The 16,424-nt window shown below is 72.8% G+C and carries 13 protein-coding genes; 6 read left to right on the top strand and 7 right to left on the bottom strand.

The features are described from left to right. Positions 1-127 precede the first annotated feature (127 nt). Positions 128-1,489: a type I glutamate--ammonia ligase gene (glnA, locus tag ACFV4P_RS10770; RefSeq protein WP_073812010.1), complete on the bottom strand. Its 1,362-nt coding sequence runs from the start codon at positions 1,487-1,489 to the stop codon at positions 128-130. Positions 1,490-1,806: 317 nt separating this feature from the next. On the opposite strand from glnA, the gene ACFV4P_RS10765 reads away from it, so the two are divergent. Further along, on the top strand, positions 1,807-3,552 hold the full coding sequence (locus ACFV4P_RS10765; RefSeq protein WP_380469561.1) for an NAD+ synthase: 1,746 nt from the start codon (positions 1,807-1,809) through the stop codon (positions 3,550-3,552). Positions 3,553-3,727: 175 nt separating this feature from the next. After that, positions 3,728-4,525, top strand: a complete 798-nt coding sequence (locus ACFV4P_RS10760) for a putative protein N(5)-glutamine methyltransferase (protein ID WP_380469558.1) — start codon at positions 3,728-3,730, stop codon at positions 4,523-4,525. Between the two features lie 28 nt (positions 4,526-4,553). Here the strand turns inward: ACFV4P_RS10760 and ACFV4P_RS10755 are convergent, their stop codons facing one another. From ACFV4P_RS10755 to ACFV4P_RS10745, 3 genes are all read right to left on the bottom strand, one after another. Continuing rightward, positions 4,554-5,561, bottom strand: coding sequence for an endonuclease/exonuclease/phosphatase family protein (locus tag ACFV4P_RS10755; protein WP_380469555.1), 1,008 nt, complete (start codon positions 5,559-5,561; stop codon positions 4,554-4,556). A gap of 174 nt (positions 5,562-5,735) precedes the next feature. Beyond that, positions 5,736-6,377, bottom strand: coding sequence for a TetR/AcrR family transcriptional regulator (locus ACFV4P_RS10750; protein WP_380469553.1), 642 nt, complete (start codon positions 6,375-6,377; stop codon positions 5,736-5,738). A gap of 23 nt (positions 6,378-6,400) precedes the next feature. Next, the gene (locus ACFV4P_RS10745) at positions 6,401-8,017 is read right to left on the bottom strand and encodes an MFS transporter (protein ID WP_380469550.1); all 1,617 of its coding nucleotides are present in this window, start codon (positions 8,015-8,017) and stop codon (positions 6,401-6,403) included. A 195-nt stretch (positions 8,018-8,212) separates the two neighbouring features. Here ACFV4P_RS10745 and panB point away from each other — a divergent pair, with 195 nt between their 5' ends. The 3 genes from panB to ACFV4P_RS10730 all read left to right on the top strand — a co-directional run bounded on the left by panB (position 8,213) and on the right by ACFV4P_RS10730 (position 11,014). Beyond that, positions 8,213-9,085, top strand: a complete 873-nt coding sequence (panB, locus tag ACFV4P_RS10740) for a 3-methyl-2-oxobutanoate hydroxymethyltransferase (protein WP_380469547.1) — start codon at positions 8,213-8,215, stop codon at positions 9,083-9,085. 121 nt (positions 9,086-9,206) lie between these two features. After that, positions 9,207-10,187 carry an ATP-binding cassette domain-containing protein gene (locus ACFV4P_RS10735; RefSeq protein ID WP_380469544.1) on the top strand — a complete coding sequence of 327 codons (981 nt, stop codon included), beginning with the start codon at positions 9,207-9,209 and terminating at the stop codon, positions 10,185-10,187. Next, positions 10,184-11,014: an ABC transporter permease gene (locus tag ACFV4P_RS10730; RefSeq protein WP_380469541.1), complete on the top strand. Its 831-nt coding sequence runs from the start codon at positions 10,184-10,186 to the stop codon at positions 11,012-11,014. Before ACFV4P_RS10735 ends, ACFV4P_RS10730 begins: the two co-directional genes overlap by 4 nt. A gap of 44 nt (positions 11,015-11,058) precedes the next feature. Here ACFV4P_RS10730 and ACFV4P_RS10725 read toward each other — a convergent pair whose 3' ends face one another. Next, the gene (locus tag ACFV4P_RS10725) at positions 11,059-14,376 is read right to left on the bottom strand and encodes an ATP-binding protein (RefSeq protein ID WP_380469538.1); all 3,318 of its coding nucleotides are present in this window, start codon (positions 14,374-14,376) and stop codon (positions 11,059-11,061) included. Positions 14,377-14,531: 155 nt separating this feature from the next. Between ACFV4P_RS10725 and ACFV4P_RS10720 the strand changes: the two genes are divergently transcribed. Continuing rightward, on the top strand, positions 14,532-15,347 hold the full coding sequence (locus tag ACFV4P_RS10720) for a site-2 protease family protein (protein ID WP_380469535.1): 816 nt from the start codon (positions 14,532-14,534) through the stop codon (positions 15,345-15,347). A 25-nt stretch (positions 15,348-15,372) separates the two neighbouring features. Here ACFV4P_RS10720 and ACFV4P_RS10715 read toward each other — a convergent pair whose 3' ends face one another. Further along, positions 15,373-15,567, bottom strand: coding sequence for a hypothetical protein (locus ACFV4P_RS10715; protein ID WP_380469532.1), 195 nt, complete (start codon positions 15,565-15,567; stop codon positions 15,373-15,375). A gap of 119 nt (positions 15,568-15,686) precedes the next feature. Then, positions 15,687-16,388, bottom strand: a complete 702-nt coding sequence (gene npdG / locus ACFV4P_RS10710) for an NADPH-dependent F420 reductase (protein ID WP_380469529.1) — start codon at positions 16,386-16,388, stop codon at positions 15,687-15,689. Between the last annotated feature and the right edge of the window lie 36 nt (positions 16,389-16,424).

Below are 16,424 nucleotides of genomic sequence, written 5' to 3'. Positions count from 1 at the left end.
GCGGTGTGAGCGGGCCTCAGATCGCCCAGGTCCCCGATGCGCTGTACGCCAGCGGACGGTCACACCGGCCCCTGGGGCCCGGGTCGGCAGCACGCGCCACCGCCCCGGAACCCCGAGCCCCGCAGGGCTACAGCACCTGGAGGATCTTCTTCAGTTCGAACGGGGTGACCTCCGAGCGGTACTCCTCCCACTCCTGGCGCTTGTTGCGGAGGAAGAAGTCGAAGACGTGCTCGCCCAGGGTTTCGGCGACGAGTTCGCTGCGCTGCATGAGGTCGATCGCTTCGCCGAGGTTCTGGGGCATGGGCTGGATGCCGAGGGCGCGGCGTTCGGCGTCGGTGAGGGCCCAGACGTCGTCGTCGGCGCCCGGGGGGAGTTCGAGGTTGTCCTCGATGCCCTTGAGGCCGGCGGCGAGGGTGACGGCGTAGGCGAGGTAGGGGTTGCAGCCGGTGTCGAGGGAGCGGACCTCAATGCGGGTGGAGCCCTGCTTGCCGGGCTTGTACATGGGGACGCGGATGAGGGCGGAGCGGTTGTTGTGGCCCCAGCAGATGTAGGAGGGGGCTTCGCCGCCGGCGCCGGCGGTGCGCTGGGAGCCGCCCCAGATGCGCTTGTAGGAGTTGACCCACTGGTTGGTGACGGCGGCGGTCTCGGCGGCGTACTTGAGCAGGCCGGCGATGAAGGAGCGGCCGACCTTGGAGAGCTGGTACTCGGCGCCGGACTCGTGGAACGCGTTGCGGTCGCCCTCGAAGAGGGAGACGTGGGTGTGCATGCCGGAGCCGGGGAAGTTGGAGAACGGCTTGGGCATGAAGCTGGCGTGGACGCCCTGTTCGAGGGCGACCTCCTTCATGACCAGGCGGAAGGTCATGATGTTGTCGGCGGTGGAGAGCGCGTCGGCGTAGCGCAGGTCGATCTCCTGCTGGCCGGGGGCGCCCTCGTGGTGGCTGAACTCGACCGAGATGCCCATGGATTCGAGCATGGTGATGGCCTGGCGGCGGAAGTCGTGGCCGATGCCGCGCGGGGTGTGGTCGAAGTAGCCGGACTGGTCGGCGGGGGTGGGCGGGGTGCCGTCGCCGGGGAGGTCCTTGAGCAGGAAGAACTCGATCTCGGGGTGGGTGTAGAAGGTGAACCCCTGGTCGGAGGCCTTCTCCAGGGTGCGCTTGAGGACGTAGCGCGGGTCGGCGTAGGACGGGGAGCCGTCGGGCATCAGGATGTCGCAGAACATCCGGGCGGTGCCGGGGTTCTCGGAGCGCCACGGCAGTATCTGGAAGGTGGTCGGGTCCGGCTTGGCGATCATGTCGGACTCGTACACCCGGGCGAATCCTTCGATCGCGGACCCGTCGAAGCCGATGCCCTCCTCGAAGGCCTGCTCCAGTTCCGCGGGGGCGACCGCCACCGACTTGAGGAAACCGAGGACGTCGGTGAACCACAGCCGGACGAACCGGATGTCACGCTCTTCGAGTGCGCGAAGCACGAACTCCTGCTGCTTGCCCATGGGGACAGTCTCACCTCTGCTCTTTACGCCCGTGTTACGCCCTACGCGTCCCACACGACCCACGCGACCTGCACGGCCCACGACCACGGCCCACGCGTCGTGCGCCCTGTGTCGTACGCGCCGCGTCGTGCACGCCGTGGCGTGCGCGCCACGCGCCGGTCACGCCGAACACGCCGGCCCCGTGAACGCGCCGGACGCGCCGTCACCCATCATGGCCGATCCCCACGCGCTTGCCGACCGCGAGGACCGCACGGGCACGCCGGGGCCACCGCCACCCCGAGCGACATAACGTCAGTTAGACGATTACACTCGTGGTCATGCCGAATCTGCGTCTCGCCCTGTGCCAGATCGACCCCTGGGTCGGTGACCTCGCCCGCAACAGCGAGGAGGTGCTGCGCTGGTCGAAGCGGGCCGCCGAGTCGGGCGCGGACCTGGCCGCGTTCCCGGAGATGGTGCTCACCGGCTACCCGGTCGAGGACCTCGCGTTCCGCAACTCGTTCGTGGAGGGTTCGCGCGCCGCCCTGGTGGACCTGGCGGCGAAGCTGCAGGCCGAGGGCCTGGGCGAACTCCCCGTGGTGGTCGGCTACCTGGGCCGTGGCGAGCCGGGCAGCACGTACGCCGGGAAGCCGCAGAACTGCGCGGCGGTGCTGCGCGGCGGCGAGGTGGTCACCCGGTTCGCCAAGCACTTCCTGCCGAACTACGGCGTCTTCGACGAGTACCGCTACTTCGTCCCGGGCGACCAGCTGACCGTCCTGCGCCTGCACGGCGTGGACATCGCGCTGGCCATCTGCGAGGACATCTGGCAGGAGGGCGGCCGGGTCGCCGCCACCGGCCAGGCCGGCGCGGGCCTGCTGCTGTCGATCAACGGCTCCCCGTACGAGCGCGACAAGGACGACGTCCGGCTGGAGCTGGTCAAGCGCCGCGCCGCCGAGGCCGGCTGCCCGCTGGTGTACCTCAACATGGTCGGCGCGCAGGACGAGCTGGTCTTCGACGGCGAGACCCTGGTGGTCCGCGAGGACGGCGAACTGCTCGCCCGCGGGCCGCAGTTCGAGGAGGCGCTGCTGGTCATGGACCTCGACCTGCCGGCCGCGACCGAGCCGGGCCTGCCGGACGGCACCGTCCTCGCCGACGGCCTCAGGCTGACCCGGGTCGACCTCGGCGGCGAGCCGAAGCCCGCCCCGGCCGAGCCCCGGCCGCCCCGGGTCGGCGAGCGCCTGGACGACGAGGCCGAGGTGTACGCGGCCCTGGTCGAGGGCACCCGGGCGTACGTCCGCAAGAACGGCATGCGCTCGGTGCTGATCGGCTTGTCCGGCGGCATCGACTCGGCGCTGGTCGCGGCGATCGCGGTGGACGCGATCGGCGCGGAGAACGTGTACGGCGTCTCGATGCCCTCGCGCTACTCCTCGCAGCACTCCCGCGACGACGCCGCCGAACTGGCCCGCCGCACCGGCCTGCACTTCCGCACCGTCCCGATCGCCCCGATGTTCGACGCCTACCTGGGCGCCACCGAGCTGACCGGCCTGGCGGAGGAGAACCTGCAGTCCCGGCTGCGCGGCACCCTGCTGATGGCGATCTCCAACCAGGAGGGGCAGATCGTCCTCGCGCCGGGCAACAAGAGCGAACTCGCGGTCGGCTACTCCACGCTGTACGGCGACTCGGTGGGCGCGTACGGCCCGATCAAGGACGTCTACAAGTCGCTGATCTTCCGGCTGGCCCGCTGGCGCAACGCGCAGGCCGAGGCGCGCGGCGAGGTGCCGCCGATCCCGGAGAACACCATCAGCAAGCCGCCGTCCGCCGAACTGCGCCCGGACCAGGTGGACACCGACTCGCTGCCGGACTACGACCTGCTGGACGCGGTCCTGGACCGCTACGTCGAGGGCGACCAGGGCCGGGACGCGATCGTCGCCGAGGGCTTCCCCGCCGAGGTGGTGGACCGCGTGGTGCGCCTGGTCGACACCGCCGAGTACAAGCGCCGGCAGTACCCGCCGGGCCCGAAGGTCTCGCCGAAGAACTTCGGCCGCGACCGCCGGCTGCCGATCACCAACCGGTGGCGACAGGGCTGACAAGGCACGCCCGAAGGAATAGGGTGAGCGCCGCGATACGCGCCCGATCATGGACGGCGCACCGGCCGAAGGAGGTGGGAGAGATCACCGTGCAGGTTGTCGAGGTGCTCCCCCGCCGTCGGGCCGCGGTCTGACCGGACTCGGGGAGCCCGCAAGGCTCTTCGAAGAGGTCTCCGTGTCGTTCCCCCTTTCCCCCGCTCTCTCCCCGGCCCACCTGGTCGACCGGCTGCGGGCGGCCGGCTGCGTCTTCGCCGAGGACGAGGCCCGGCTGCTGCTGAGCGCCGCCGACCGTCCCGATCGGCTCGCCGAGATGCTCGAACTGCGGTGCGCCGGGCACCCGTTGGAGCAGGTGGTGGGCTTCGCCGAGTTCGCGGGGCTGCGCATCGCGCTCGCCCCGGGCGTGTTCGTGCCGCGCCGGCGCAGCGAGTTCCTGGTCGAGCGGGCCGCCGCGCTGGGCGCGCCCGGCGCGGTGGTGCTCGACCTGTGCTGCGGCTCCGGCGCGATCGGCGCGGCGTTGGCCGCCCGGCTCGACGGAATCGAACTGCACGCCGCGGACGTGGACCCGGCCGCCGTCGCCTGCGCCCGCCGCAACCTGGCCCCGTACGGCGGCGCGGTGCACCTCGGCGATCTGGACGCCCCGCTGCCGCCGGCCCTGCGCGGCCGGGTCGGCCTGCTGGTCGCCAACGCCCCGTACGTGCCGACCGGCGAGATCCCGCTGCTGCCGCCGGAGGCCCGCGACCACGAACCGCCGGTCGCCCTGGACGGCGGCGCCGACGGCCTGGCCGTGCAGCGCCGGGTGGCGGCCGTCGCGCCGCGCTGGCTCGCGCCCGGCGGTCACCTGCTGATCGAGACCAGCGACCGGCAGGCCCCGGCGACGGCCGCCCTGATGTCCGCACAGGGCCTGACCGCCCGGGTCGAGCAGGACGAGGAGCGCGACGCCACCGTGGTGATCGGTCGGCAGCGGCGGAGCTGAGCAGCGCCCGCCGCGCGGCGGCCGCAGGTCAGTACCGGTAGGCGGCGGCCACCGCGAGGTGGTCGCTGGCGTCGGCCGGCAGGGTGCGGGAGTCGGTGGGGACCAGGCCGCCCTTGCTGAGGATCTGGTCGATCCGGGCCATCGGGAAGGACGCCGGCCAGGAGAAGCCGAAGCCGTCGCCGGCCGCGCCCTGGGCGGAGCGCAGCTGCGAGGTGACCGGGGCCAGGCTGCGGTCGTTCATGGTGCCGTTGAGGTCGCCGAGCAGCAGCACCTTGCCCAGCGGCTCGCGGGCGATGGCGTCGCCGAGGGCCTGCGCGCTGACGTCCCGGCGGCCGGCGGTGAAGCCGCTGTCGAACTTGACCCGCACCGACGGCAGGTGGGCGACGTACACGGCGAGCGGGCCCTTGGGGGTGGTGACCTCGGCGCGGAAGGCCCGGGTCCAGCCCATCTTGATGTCGACCACGGTGACGCCGTCGATCGGGTAGCTGGACCACAGGCCGACGGTGCCCTCGACCGCGTGGTACGGGAACTTCTGCGCGAGCCCGGCGGTGTACACGGGGGCGGCGGAGGCGGAGAGTTCCTGGAGGGCGACGATCTGCGCGCCGGAGCCGGTGAGCATCCGGATGGTGCCCTGCGGGTCCTCGTTGGCGGCGGCCACGTTGTGGGAGAGCACGGTGAAGTCGCCGGGGCCGCTGCTCTTGTCGACCAGCAGCGCGCCGAACAGGTTCAGCCAGACGGCGGCGGGCAGCAGCGCGGCGACCACCGCGACGCCGGACCGCCGCCACAGCGCGAGTGCCAGCAGCACCGGCACGGCCAGCCCCAACCAGGGCAGGAAGGTCTCCAGCAGGCTGCCCAGGTTGCCGATCGTGTTCGGCACCTGGGCGTGCGCCACCAGCAGTACCGTGACCAGCACGCCGAGCAGGGTGAGCGGCCGGCCGCGCCGCCAGTCGAACCAGCGCCACAGCCGTTCGCGCCGGGTGGGCGCCCGCTCGTCCGCCGCTGCCGCCGCTGCCGCCGGGCCGTCCGCCCGCACCATGCCCGCTCCTTGCCGCCGTGCTCCGTCGGCTCCCCGCCGACCCGTCCGCCTGCTCCGACCTGCTCCGACCTGCTCCGACCTGCTCCGACCTGCTCAGATCCGGTTCTCGGCTCAGCCTATGACGGGAGGGACGCGAGCACGTGTGCGAAAAGTTCCACCTCGGACCGGACCGGTCTACCGGGCGGCGAGTCCCTCGAACGCGGCGGCGACCATCCGGCGGGCCAGGTCCGGGTCCTCCAGCGGCGCGTCGTCCCACAGGACGGTGCGCAGCAGGATCGGTCCGATCAGCATCTCGCAGAGCAGTTCGATGTCCAGGTCGGAGCGGAGTTCGCCGGCCTCGACGCCGCGCCGGACGATCTGCCGGATCAGCTCGCGGCGCGGATGGACCACCCGTTCGTGGTACGTCTGCTTGAGCTCGGGCCAGCTGTTCATCTGTCCGAGCGCGGACTTGACGATCCACCGGGAGCGCTTGATCAGGCCGCGCCGTCGCATGTAGTCGACGGCGGCGATCAGGTCGTCCCGGCAGGTCGGGCCGACCAGCGGGGGCATCGGCTCCTCCAACCGGTCCACCACGTCGACCAGCAGGGCCTCCTTGTTGGACCAGCGCCGGTAGATGGTGGCCTTGCCGACGCCCGCCTCGGCGGCGATCCGCTCGATGGACAGCTCGGCGAGGCCGACGCCGTCCTCCATCAGCTTCTCGACGGCGCCGTAGATCGCCTGCTCGGCGGCCTCGCTGCGCGGACGGCCCCGCCGCGGAGCGTCCTGCTCCGCGGCGGGGCCGTGGCACGGCTTGAGCGGAGTGTCGGCGCTTGTCATGGCCCTATTCTCCACCCTGTCGATCAAACCTTGGCGGGACTCGCGTCGGAGTCCGTCCGGCCCTGCGCACCGGCCGCTCCCGCGGGGCCGCCGGGGGCGGCGGCGGACTTGCCGGGCAGCAGCACCAGGGCGAGCACCGCGCCGATCACGGTGACGCCGGCCGAGACGCCGGAGACCACGTGCATGGCGTTGATGAACGCGTCCTTGGCCGGGTCGACCAGGGCCTGCAGGTGCAGCTTCTCGGCCGTCCCGAGGGTCGACTCGATCGACTCGCCGGCCCGGCTGCGGAACTGCTCCGGCACCGCGGCGAGGTGGTCCTCCATGCCGTTGCGGTACACGGTGGACAGCAGCGCGCCCAGCACCGCGATGCCCAGCGAGCCGCCGACCTGGCGGAAGGTGTTGTTCAGCGCGGAGCCCGCGCCGGCCTTCTCGCGCGGCAGCGCGCCCATGATGGCGACCGTCACCGGCGGCATCACGTGCGCCATGCCGGTGCCCATCACGAAGCCGATCACGATCAGCAGCCAGATCGGGGTGGTCGCGGTCAGGAAGACGTAGCCGAGGAAGCCGACGGTGACCAGCAGCATGCCGCCGGCGCAGGTCAGCCGGATGCCGATCCGGTCGACCACCAGCCGGGCCCGCGGCGCGAAGATCAGCTGGGCGACGGCCAGCGGCAGCATCAGCTCACCGGCCTGCAGGGCGCTGTAGCCGCGCACGCTCTGGGTGTAGAAGACGCCGAAGAACGAGACGCCCATCAGCGCGAAGAACACGATGCCGACCACGCCGATCGACGCGGAGAACACCTTGTTGCGGAACCAGGTGACGTCCAGCGCGGGGTGGCTGGTGCGCTTCTCGAACAGCACGAAGGCGGCCAGTGCGACCACGCCGAGAAGGGTCGGCGCCCAGGCCTCGGTGGCGGTGAAGTCGGCGAGCTCGCCGCCCTTGATGATGCCGTAGATCAGCGCGACCAGGCCGACGACCGACAGCACCACGCCGACCGGGTCGAGCTTGCCCGGGCTGGGGTCCTTGGAGTTCGGGATCAGCCAGCCCATCAGGCCGAGCGCGAGGATCACGATGGGGACGTTCACCAGGAACACCGAGCCCCACCAGAAGTGCTCGATCAGCAGACCGCCGGTGATCGGGCCGACGGCGATCGCCAGACCCACCGCGCCGGCCCAGATGCCGATCGCCTTGGGCTGCTCGTGCCGCTCGAAGACGTTCATGATGATGGCCAGCGTCGCCGGCATCACGAACGCGCCGCCGAGGCCCATCACCGCGCGGTAGCCGATGAGTTCGCCCGGGCCGGCGGCCAGCGCGGACAGCAGCGAGCCGAGGCCGAAGACCACCATGCCGGCCAGCAGCGTCCACTTGCGGCCGAACCGGTCGCCCAGCAGGCCCGCGGTGAACAGCAGGCCGGCGAAGACCAGGGTGTAGGAGTTGATCGCCCATTCCAGGTCGCTCTGGCTCGCGCCGAGGCCCACCGGGGCGGGGGTGGCGATGGTCTTCATCGCCACGTTGAGGATCGAGTTGTCGAGAACGACGACGAGCAGGGCGAGCACCAGGGTGCCCAGGATCCACCAGCGTCGGCGGTGTACGGCTTCCGGCACCCGGGATGCCGGGGGCGGCGCGGTCGGCGAGGTCATACGAACACACTAGCCGCCTTTTCGATACGAGACCGTTCCGTATCGTAACGGTCGGGACACCGAACGGCAAAGACCTCCCCAAGAACTCCGCGGACCCTCCGCCCCTTTGCTGACGGCCCGTGGCGTGCAAGCATGGAGCCAGATCCGGGGACGCCGTACGGCGCCACGAGACGACACACACCAGGAGTCTGTTCGATGAACGCCTCTCCGCTTCAGCCTGCCCAAACGCAGGACGCGCCCACCAACACCCTCTACGGCGGGGTCGCCAACCGCCGCGTGACCGTCCGGGACCTCGCCAAGGCCAAGCGCAACGGCGAACGCTGGGCGATGCTCACCGCCTACGACGCCCTCACCGCCGGCGTCTTCGACGAAGCCGGCATCCCCGTCCTGCTGGTCGGCGACTCCGCGGGCAACTGCCACCTCGGCTACGAGACCACCGTGCCGGTGACCATGGACCAGATGGTGATGCTCTCCGCCGCCGTCGTCCGAGGCACCCAGCGCTCCCTCGTCGTCGCCGACCTGCCCTTCGGCTCCTACCAGGAGTCCCCGGCCCAGGCCATGCACAACGCGGCCCGCCTGATGAAGGAGGCCGGCGTCCACGCCGTCAAGCTCGAAGGCGGCGAGCGCAGCGCCCGCACCATCGAACTCCTCGTCGAGGCCGGCATCCCGGTCATGGCCCACATCGGCCTCACCCCGCAGTCCGTCCACGCCTTCGGCGGCTACCCCGTCCAGGGCCGCGGCGACGAGGCCGCCCACCAGCTGCTCCGCGACGCGAAGGCCGTCCAGCAGGCCGGCGCGTTCGCCGTCGTCCTCGAAGCCGTCCCCGCCGAACTCGCCGCCGAGGTCACCGCCCACTCCGCGATCCCCACCGTCGGCATCGGCGGCGGCCCCGGCACCGACGCCCAGGTCCTCGTCTGGACCGACTTCGCCGGCATGACGGCCGGCCGCGTCCCCAAGTTCGTCAAGCAGTACGCCGACCTGCGCGCCACGCTGGCGCAGGCCGCGACCGAGTTCGCCTCGGACGTCCGCGAAGGCACCTTCCCGGGCCCGGAGCACAGCTTCCAGTAAAGACCGGGCGCAGAACCGGGGAGAGCACCACCAGCACCCCTCGCGCCCCCACAGCCCGCTGTCATCGCCCCTGACAGCGGGCTGACAGTGCCGTGACAGCCGCCCCCGGCACGGTGTTCCCATGACACGAATCGACCGGAACGCCGTGGAGGTCCACGGCATCGTGAAGCACTACGGGGAGACGAAGGCCCTCGACGGGGTCGACCTGGCGGTGCGCGAGGGGACGGTGCTGGGCCTGCTCGGGCCGAACGGCGCCGGGAAGACCACGCTGGTGCGGGTGCTGTCGACGCTGATCAAGCCGGACGCGGGCACGGCGTTCGTCGGCGGGTACGACGTGTTGCGCCAGCCCAAGCAGCTGCGCCGCACGATAGGCCTGACCGGCCAGTACGCGTCGGTGGACGAGGCGCTGTCCGGCTACGAGAACCTCTACCTGATCGGGCGCCTGCTCGACCTGTCCGCCAAGGACGCCAAGGCCCGCGCCTTCGAGCTGCTGGAGCGTTTCTCGCTCACCGACGCGGCCAAGCGCCCCGCCAAGGGCTACTCGGGCGGCATGCGCCGTCGCCTGGACCTCGCGGCGTCGATGATCGGCCGCCCGAAGGTGCTGTACCTGGACGAGCCCACCACCGGCCTGGACCCGCGGACCCGCAACGAGGTGTGGGACGAGGTGCAGCGGATGGTCGGCGAGGGTTCGACGGTGCTGCTGACCACGCAGTACATGGAGGAGGCGGAGCAGCTCGCCGACGAGCTGACCGTGATCGACAAGGGCCGGGTGATCGCCGGCGGCGGCATCCAGGAGCTGAAGACCCAGGTCGGCGGCCGGAGCCTGCAGGTGCGTCCGACGCGCCCGGCGGAGCTGCCGGAGATGGCCCGCAGCCTTCAGGAGGCCGGCATCCCGGCGACGTTCTCCGAGGAGTCCGGCCTGCTCTCGGTGCATCTCACGGACGAGGGCCGACTGACCACGGTGATCGGCGTGTTGGGTACGCGCGGATTCGGCGTCGCGGGCATCGACACCAAGCTGCCCAGCCTGGACGAGGTCTTCCTGAGCATCACCGGCAAGTCGTCCGTCCCCACTCCGGCCCGTGACAAGGGGCCCGTCGCATGAGCACCGCCACGCTGAACCCCGCGCCGGGCGCCGCGCCCGCGCTGCCCGCCGAGGACACCCGGATCGGCCTGCGCGCCAACCTGCGCCACCTGGGCGCGCTGACCCGCCGGAACCTGATGCGGATCAAGGCCGACCCGGAGTCCATGCTGGACGCGCTGCTGGTGCCGATCATCATGATCGTGCTGTTCGTCTACGTGTTCGGCGGCGCGATGGCCGCCGACCAGCACACGTACATGCAGTACATGGTGCCGGGCCTGCTCGGCACCACCGGCCTGAACCTGGCGATGGCGCTGGGCACCGGACTGAACACCGACTTCCAGACCGGCGTGATGGACCGCTTCCGCACCCTGCCGATCGGGCGCTCGACGGTGCTGCTGTCGAAGATGATCGCGGAGACGCTGCGGGCGGTCGTCGCGTTCGCGGTGCTGATCGGTTTCGCGATGATCCTCGGCATGGACATCGTCGGCGGCCCGCTGAAGCTGCTGGCCGCGGTCGGCCTGTCGCTGGTGTTCGGCGCCTCGCTGATGTGGGTGTCGATGCTGCTGGGCATGTCGCTGCGCAGCGCCCAGGCGGTGCAGGGCATGTCGATGCTGGTGATGATGCCGCTGCAGTTCGGCAGCTCGATCTTCGCCAGTCCCAGCACCATGCCGGGCTGGCTGGAGGCGTTCACCAAGCACAACCCGCTGTCGGCGCTGGCCGACGCCTGCCGCGCCCTGATCAACGACCAGCCGGTGGGCAACTCGGTGCTGACGGTGCTGATCTGGGCGGCGGCGATCACCGTGGTGACGGCGCCGCTGGCGGTGGCCCGCTTCCGCAAGCGCACCTGATCCCCGGGCGGCGGGCGCTCCGGACCGGCCCTCCGGCGGGGCGTTCAGAACTCCCCGGGATCGTTCAGCAGGGCGGACGCCTCGTGCAGGGTGAGGCGTCCGCCCTGCTGCCGCATCGTCAGGAACTCGTCCTCGCCGAGCAGTTCGCGCAGGATGCGCTCGCAGCGGGCGCGTTCGGCGCGCTCCATGAAGGAGCCGGACGCGCCGCTGAGGCCGTCGTGCGCGCCGAGCAGTTCCGCGCCGCGCCGGGCGGCGGCCAACCGGCCCTCCTTTTGGGCGAGTTCGGCGAGGACGGCGGCCAGCGGGACCATCAGCATCATGCCCATGTGCTCGACGAAGACGGTGGCCCGGCCCTCCGCCTCGGCCATCGCGCGGCGGCCCTCGCGGGTCAGCGCGAGGCCGGCCCGCGGGTCGCCGGCCCGGGCCGTCACCCAGCCGCGGATGGCGGTGACGATGCCGGCGAACACCCAGGGGAGCGGGCCGCGGGACGGCATCTCGGCGGACAGCCGGTCGAGCACGGCGAGCGCCTCGGCGTACTCGCCGCGCTGCACGCACAGGTTGCACAGCACCAGTCGGCCGTACAGCCGCGCGCCCTCGGCGTCCCGGCCGTCCTCGGCGGCCTCGGCGACGGCGTCGCGGACCATCCGCTCGCCCTCCTCCGGGTCGTACTCGGCGACCACCTCGCCGAGCCGGGCGCGCAGCACCGGCACCTCCTGGCGGGCGCCGAGCCGGGTGGCCAGGTCGATGGCCTCCCGGAAGGCCCGTTCGGCGAGGGCGCCGTCGCCGGACTTGGTGGCGTTCTCGGCTTTCGCGGCCAGCGCGTCGGAGCTGCCCCACAGGTCGCCCTGCGCGGTGTACAGGGCGAGCGCCTCCTCGCTGTCGGCGATCGCCTGGGCCAGGCCCCCGGCCAGGTCGTTGAGCAGCCGGGCGCGCAGTTGCAGGGCGTAGGCGAGGTCGCCGGGGCCGCCGTGGCGGCGGGCGCCGGCCACCGCGTCGTCCAGTACCTCGCGGGTGCGGTCCATCTCGCCGGTGAGGAAGACCGCGAACACCCGGCTGAGCACCGGCGCCCGGTAGGACTGCGGCAGGTCGGGGGTGTAGACGTCCAGCACCCGGCGGGCGGTGTGCATCGCGGAGGAGTCGTGCAGCATCCCGAAGTCGTCGGAGAACATGCTGATCAGCCGGTGCAGGCCCAGGTGGCGGCGGCCCTCCTGGAGCAGCTCGGGCGGCAGCGGCGGCGGCTGGTCGAGCGGGCCGGTGACGAGCGGGACGGGCGCCGGGGCGTCGTCGCCGTACGGGTCGGGGGCGAATGCCGAGACCGCCCGGAACCAGCCGCCGGCCTCGATGCGGTAGTCGCGCAGCGCCCAGTAGGGGGCCATCGACAGCGCCAGCACCAGCGCCTCCTGCTCCTGGCCGGCGTCGACGGCACGGCGCAGCGCGGCCCGGATGTTCTCCTGTTCGCGGTCGAGCCGGGCGAGTTCGTCGAGCTGTCCGGCGCCGCGCAGCCGCAGTCCGGCGGTCCGGGCGACCTCCCGGTAGTGCCGGGTGTGGCGGTGGGCGACCTCGGGTTCGGCGGCCTCGGCGAGCCGTTCGGCCGCGTACTCGTGGATGGTCTCCAGCATCCAGTAGCGGGGCTGGTCGCCGAGCCCGGCCACCAGCAGGGACTTGTCGACCAGCGACAGCAGCAGGTCCGCGACCTCCGCCCGGGGCACCCGTTGGTCCGCGACGACGGCCTCGGCGGACTCCAGGGTGCAGCCGCCGGCGAACACCGACAGCCGCCGCAGCACGGCGTGTTCGCGGGGGCCGAGCAGGTCCCAGGACCAGTCGACGACGGCGCGCAGGGTCTGCTGGCGGGGCAGCAGGGTGCGGGAGCCGGCGGTGAGCAGCGCGAAGCGGGAGTCGAGCCGGTCGGCGAGTTGGCGGGGCGTCAGCCCGCGCAGCCGGGCGGCGGCGAGTTCGATGGCCAGCGGCAGGCCGTCGAGGCGGCGGCAGAGTTCGGCGCAGGCCGCGGGGTCCTCGTCGGTGCGGAAGCCCGGCCGGGCGGCGGCGCCGCGTTCGGCGAGCAGGCGCAGCGCGGACGGGGCGGGCAGCGGTTCGACCGGCAGCACGGTCTCGTCGGGGACGCCGAGCGGTTCGCGGCTGGTGGCGAGGACGGTGACGCCGGGGCAGTCGGCGAGCAGCCGGTCGGCGAGGTCGGCGGCGGCCTGGACGACGTGCTCGCAGTTGTCGAGCAGCAGCAGGAGACGGCGGCGGCCGAGGTGGTCGACCAGCCGGGAGACCGGGTCCTTGCGTCCCTCGATCGCCTCGACGACGGCGCCGCCGGTGTGCAGCACGGTCTCGCGCAGGCCGAGGGCGATGGCGACGGCGTCGGGGACGGCGGCCGGGTCGTCCAGCGGGGCGAGTTCGACCTGCCAGACGCCGCCGGGCCAGCGGGCGGCGTCCTGTTCGCGGCGGCCGGCCTCGACGGAGAGCCGGGTCTTGCCGGAGCCGCCGGGGCCGGTCAGGGTGGTCAGTCGGCCGGCCGCCAACGCGCTTGCCACGGTGGCGAGTTCGCCCTCGCGGCCGACGAAGCTGGTGCGGCCGCGGCGCAGGTTGCTGGCCGTGGGCGCGGCGGGCGGGGCGACCGGTGCGGGTTCGGACTCGGGCTCGGGCCCGGCGGTGAGCAACTCGCGGTGCAGGGCACGCAGTTCGGGCCCCGGGTCGGTGCCGAGCTCCTCCGCGAGAGTGCGGCGGACCTCCTCGTAGCGGGCGAGCGCCTCGGCGGTGCGGCCGGCCGCGCGCAGGGCGCGCAGGCGCAGTGCGTGGAGCTGTTCGTCGAGGGGGTGGTCGCGGCAGAGTTCGGCGAGTTCGGCGGCGACCTCGGCGGCCCGGCCGAGGGCGAGTTGGGCGGTCAGCCGGTGCCGGCGGGCCTCTTCGCGCTGGGCCTCCAGCCGGGCGGCGGGGGCGGTGCGGTCGGGCAGGTCGGCGAGCGCGGGGCCGCGCCACAGCGCGAGGGCGGCGGTGAGCCGGTCGGCGGCGCCGGCCGGGTCGCCGTCGGCGAGGGCGCGGGCGCCGTCCCCGGCGAGGCGCTGGAACTCGGCGACGTCGGTGTGCGGGCCGGTCAGCCAGTAGCCGGCCGGCCCGGAGCCGATCTCGGCCCGGCCGACGGTGCGGCGCAGCCGGCCGACCAGGGTCTGCAGCGCGGCGGCGGCGTCCTGCGGCGGCTCGTCGGACCACACCTCGTCGGCGAGCAGTTCGGCCGGGACGGGCCGGCCCTGGCGCAGCGCGAGCGCGGCCAGCAGGGCGCGCAGCCGGGCGCCGCCGAGCGCGATCGGGGTGCCGTCGTCGTGGTGGGCCGTGGTGGTGCCGAGGATGCCGTAATGCACCCGCCCATTCTGCGCGACGTCCCGGACGCCGGACGCACACTCGTGCGGAACGCCCGGCCGCCGCCGTCCGTTCATCGTGGGCCGCTTGTCCGGTGCGCAGGGCGCCAGGCATGATCGGACGTCCGCCCCACCCCCAGTTCCGGAGCCTTCCCGAGATGACCTACGCCAGTACCGGCCAGCGCAGCGCGGAGAGCCGGGTCAGCCCGATCTTCCTGGCTCTGGTCGCCACCTTCGTCGCCGCCGGCCTCGCGCTGGCCACCGGCTGGGGCAACGACCGACTGGGGATATTCCTCTTCGTGGTGGCGGGCTGGATGGTGTCGCTCTGCCTGCACGAGTACGCGCACGCCCGCACCGCGCTGGCGGGCGGCGACATCACGGTCGGCACCAAGGGCTACCTGACGCTGAACCCGTTGAAGTACGGGCACGTGCTGTTGAGCTTCGTGCTGCCGGTGGTGTTCGTGCTGATGGGCGGCATCGGCCTGCCCGGCGGCGCGGTCTACATCGAGCGGGACCGGATCGCCGGCCGGCTCAAGCACAGCCTGATCTCGGCGGCCGGCCCGCTGGTGAACGCGGCGTTCGGCATCCTGCTGCTGGTCGCGGTCGGACAGGGCTGGTTCGACAACCCGGACGTGCCGACCCACTTCCAGGACCAGGAACTGCCGGTCTCCCCGCTGCCGTTCGCGCTCGCATTCCTCGGCTACCTGCAGGTCACGGCCGCGATCCTGAACCTGCTGCCGGTACCGGGCCTGGACGGCTACGGCATCATCGAGCCCTGGCTGTCGCTCCGGACCCGGCGCGCGATCGCCCCGTACGCGCCCTACGGCATGCTGGTGCTGTTCGCGCTGGTGTGGCAGAGCCAGGTCGGCCAGTGGCTGTACGACCTGACCATGAGGATCTTCGACGTGTTCGGCGTGGGGTCGTACTACGCGTCGATCGGCCGCATGCTGTTCAGCTTCTGGAAGACCTACTGACCCGACCGGGCCCGGGCCGGGCCGCCTACTGGGCCTGCGCCTGCTCGGCGACGGCCCGCGCGACGCGCTCCTTGCGCAGGTAGTACCAGGCGATGTTGCTGGCCACGCCGGCCATCAGCACCCACACCACGCCGAGCCAGTTGCCCTGGACGAACGAGACCACCGCGGCGATCACCGCCAGGACCAGGACGATCGTGGCGTACAGGGCGTTGCGGGGCATGACGGGACTCCTCGGGCGGGCGCGGTGTGGCCCCGCCATTCTCGCCGACCGAACACCCCGCACCGGCCGGGGGTGGCCGGAGCGCGCCGCGGCGTGGGTCACACCGCGGCGCGCCGGGCTCACACGTCCGTGATCCGCACGCCGGCGTGCACCTTGTAGCGCCGGTTGACCGAGATCAGGTTGGCGACCAGCGCCTCCACCTGGTGGGCGTTGCGCAGCCGCCCGGCGAAGACGCCGCGCATGCCCGGGATCCGGTCGGCCAGCGCCTGCACGGTGTCGGTGGCGGCGCGGTCCTCGCCGAGCACCATCACGTCGATGTCGATCTCGTCCACCGACCCGTCCTGCAGCAGCACCGCCGACAGGTGGTGGAAGGCCGCGGTGACGGTGGAGTCCGGCAGCAGCGCGGCGGCCTGCTGGGCGGCCGAACCCTCCGGGACCTGCAGCGCGTACGCGCCCTGCTTGTCGAAGCCCAGCGGGTTGACGCAGTCCACCACGATCTTCCCGGCGAGGTCGGCCCGCAGCGAGGCCAGCGTCTCGGCGTGGCCGTCCCACGGCACCGCGACGATCACCACGTCGCTCTCCCGGGCGCACGTCGCGTTGTCGGCGCCGCGGACGCCCAGGCCGAGCTGCGTGGCGCAGTCCTCGGCGCGCTCGGCGCTGCGGGAGCCGATCACCACCTGCTGGCCGGCCTTGGCCAGCCGGTATGCCAGGCCTCGGCCCTGGTCGCCGGTGCCGCCGAGGACTCCCACCACGAGCTCCGAGACGTCCGGCAGCTCTCGGCCCGGTCCGGCCGTCGCGTTCACTGAATCGGGTTGCGTCATGGGGAGATCCTGCCAAACGCCCCGCCCGACCATCAT

This window comes from Kitasatospora sp. NPDC059795, assembly GCF_042732175.1.
Taxonomy (GTDB): domain Bacteria; phylum Actinomycetota; class Actinomycetes; order Streptomycetales; family Streptomycetaceae; genus Kitasatospora.
The sequence above is the reverse complement of the archived record's forward strand: the minus strand, read 5'-3'. Positions and strand labels throughout refer to the sequence as shown.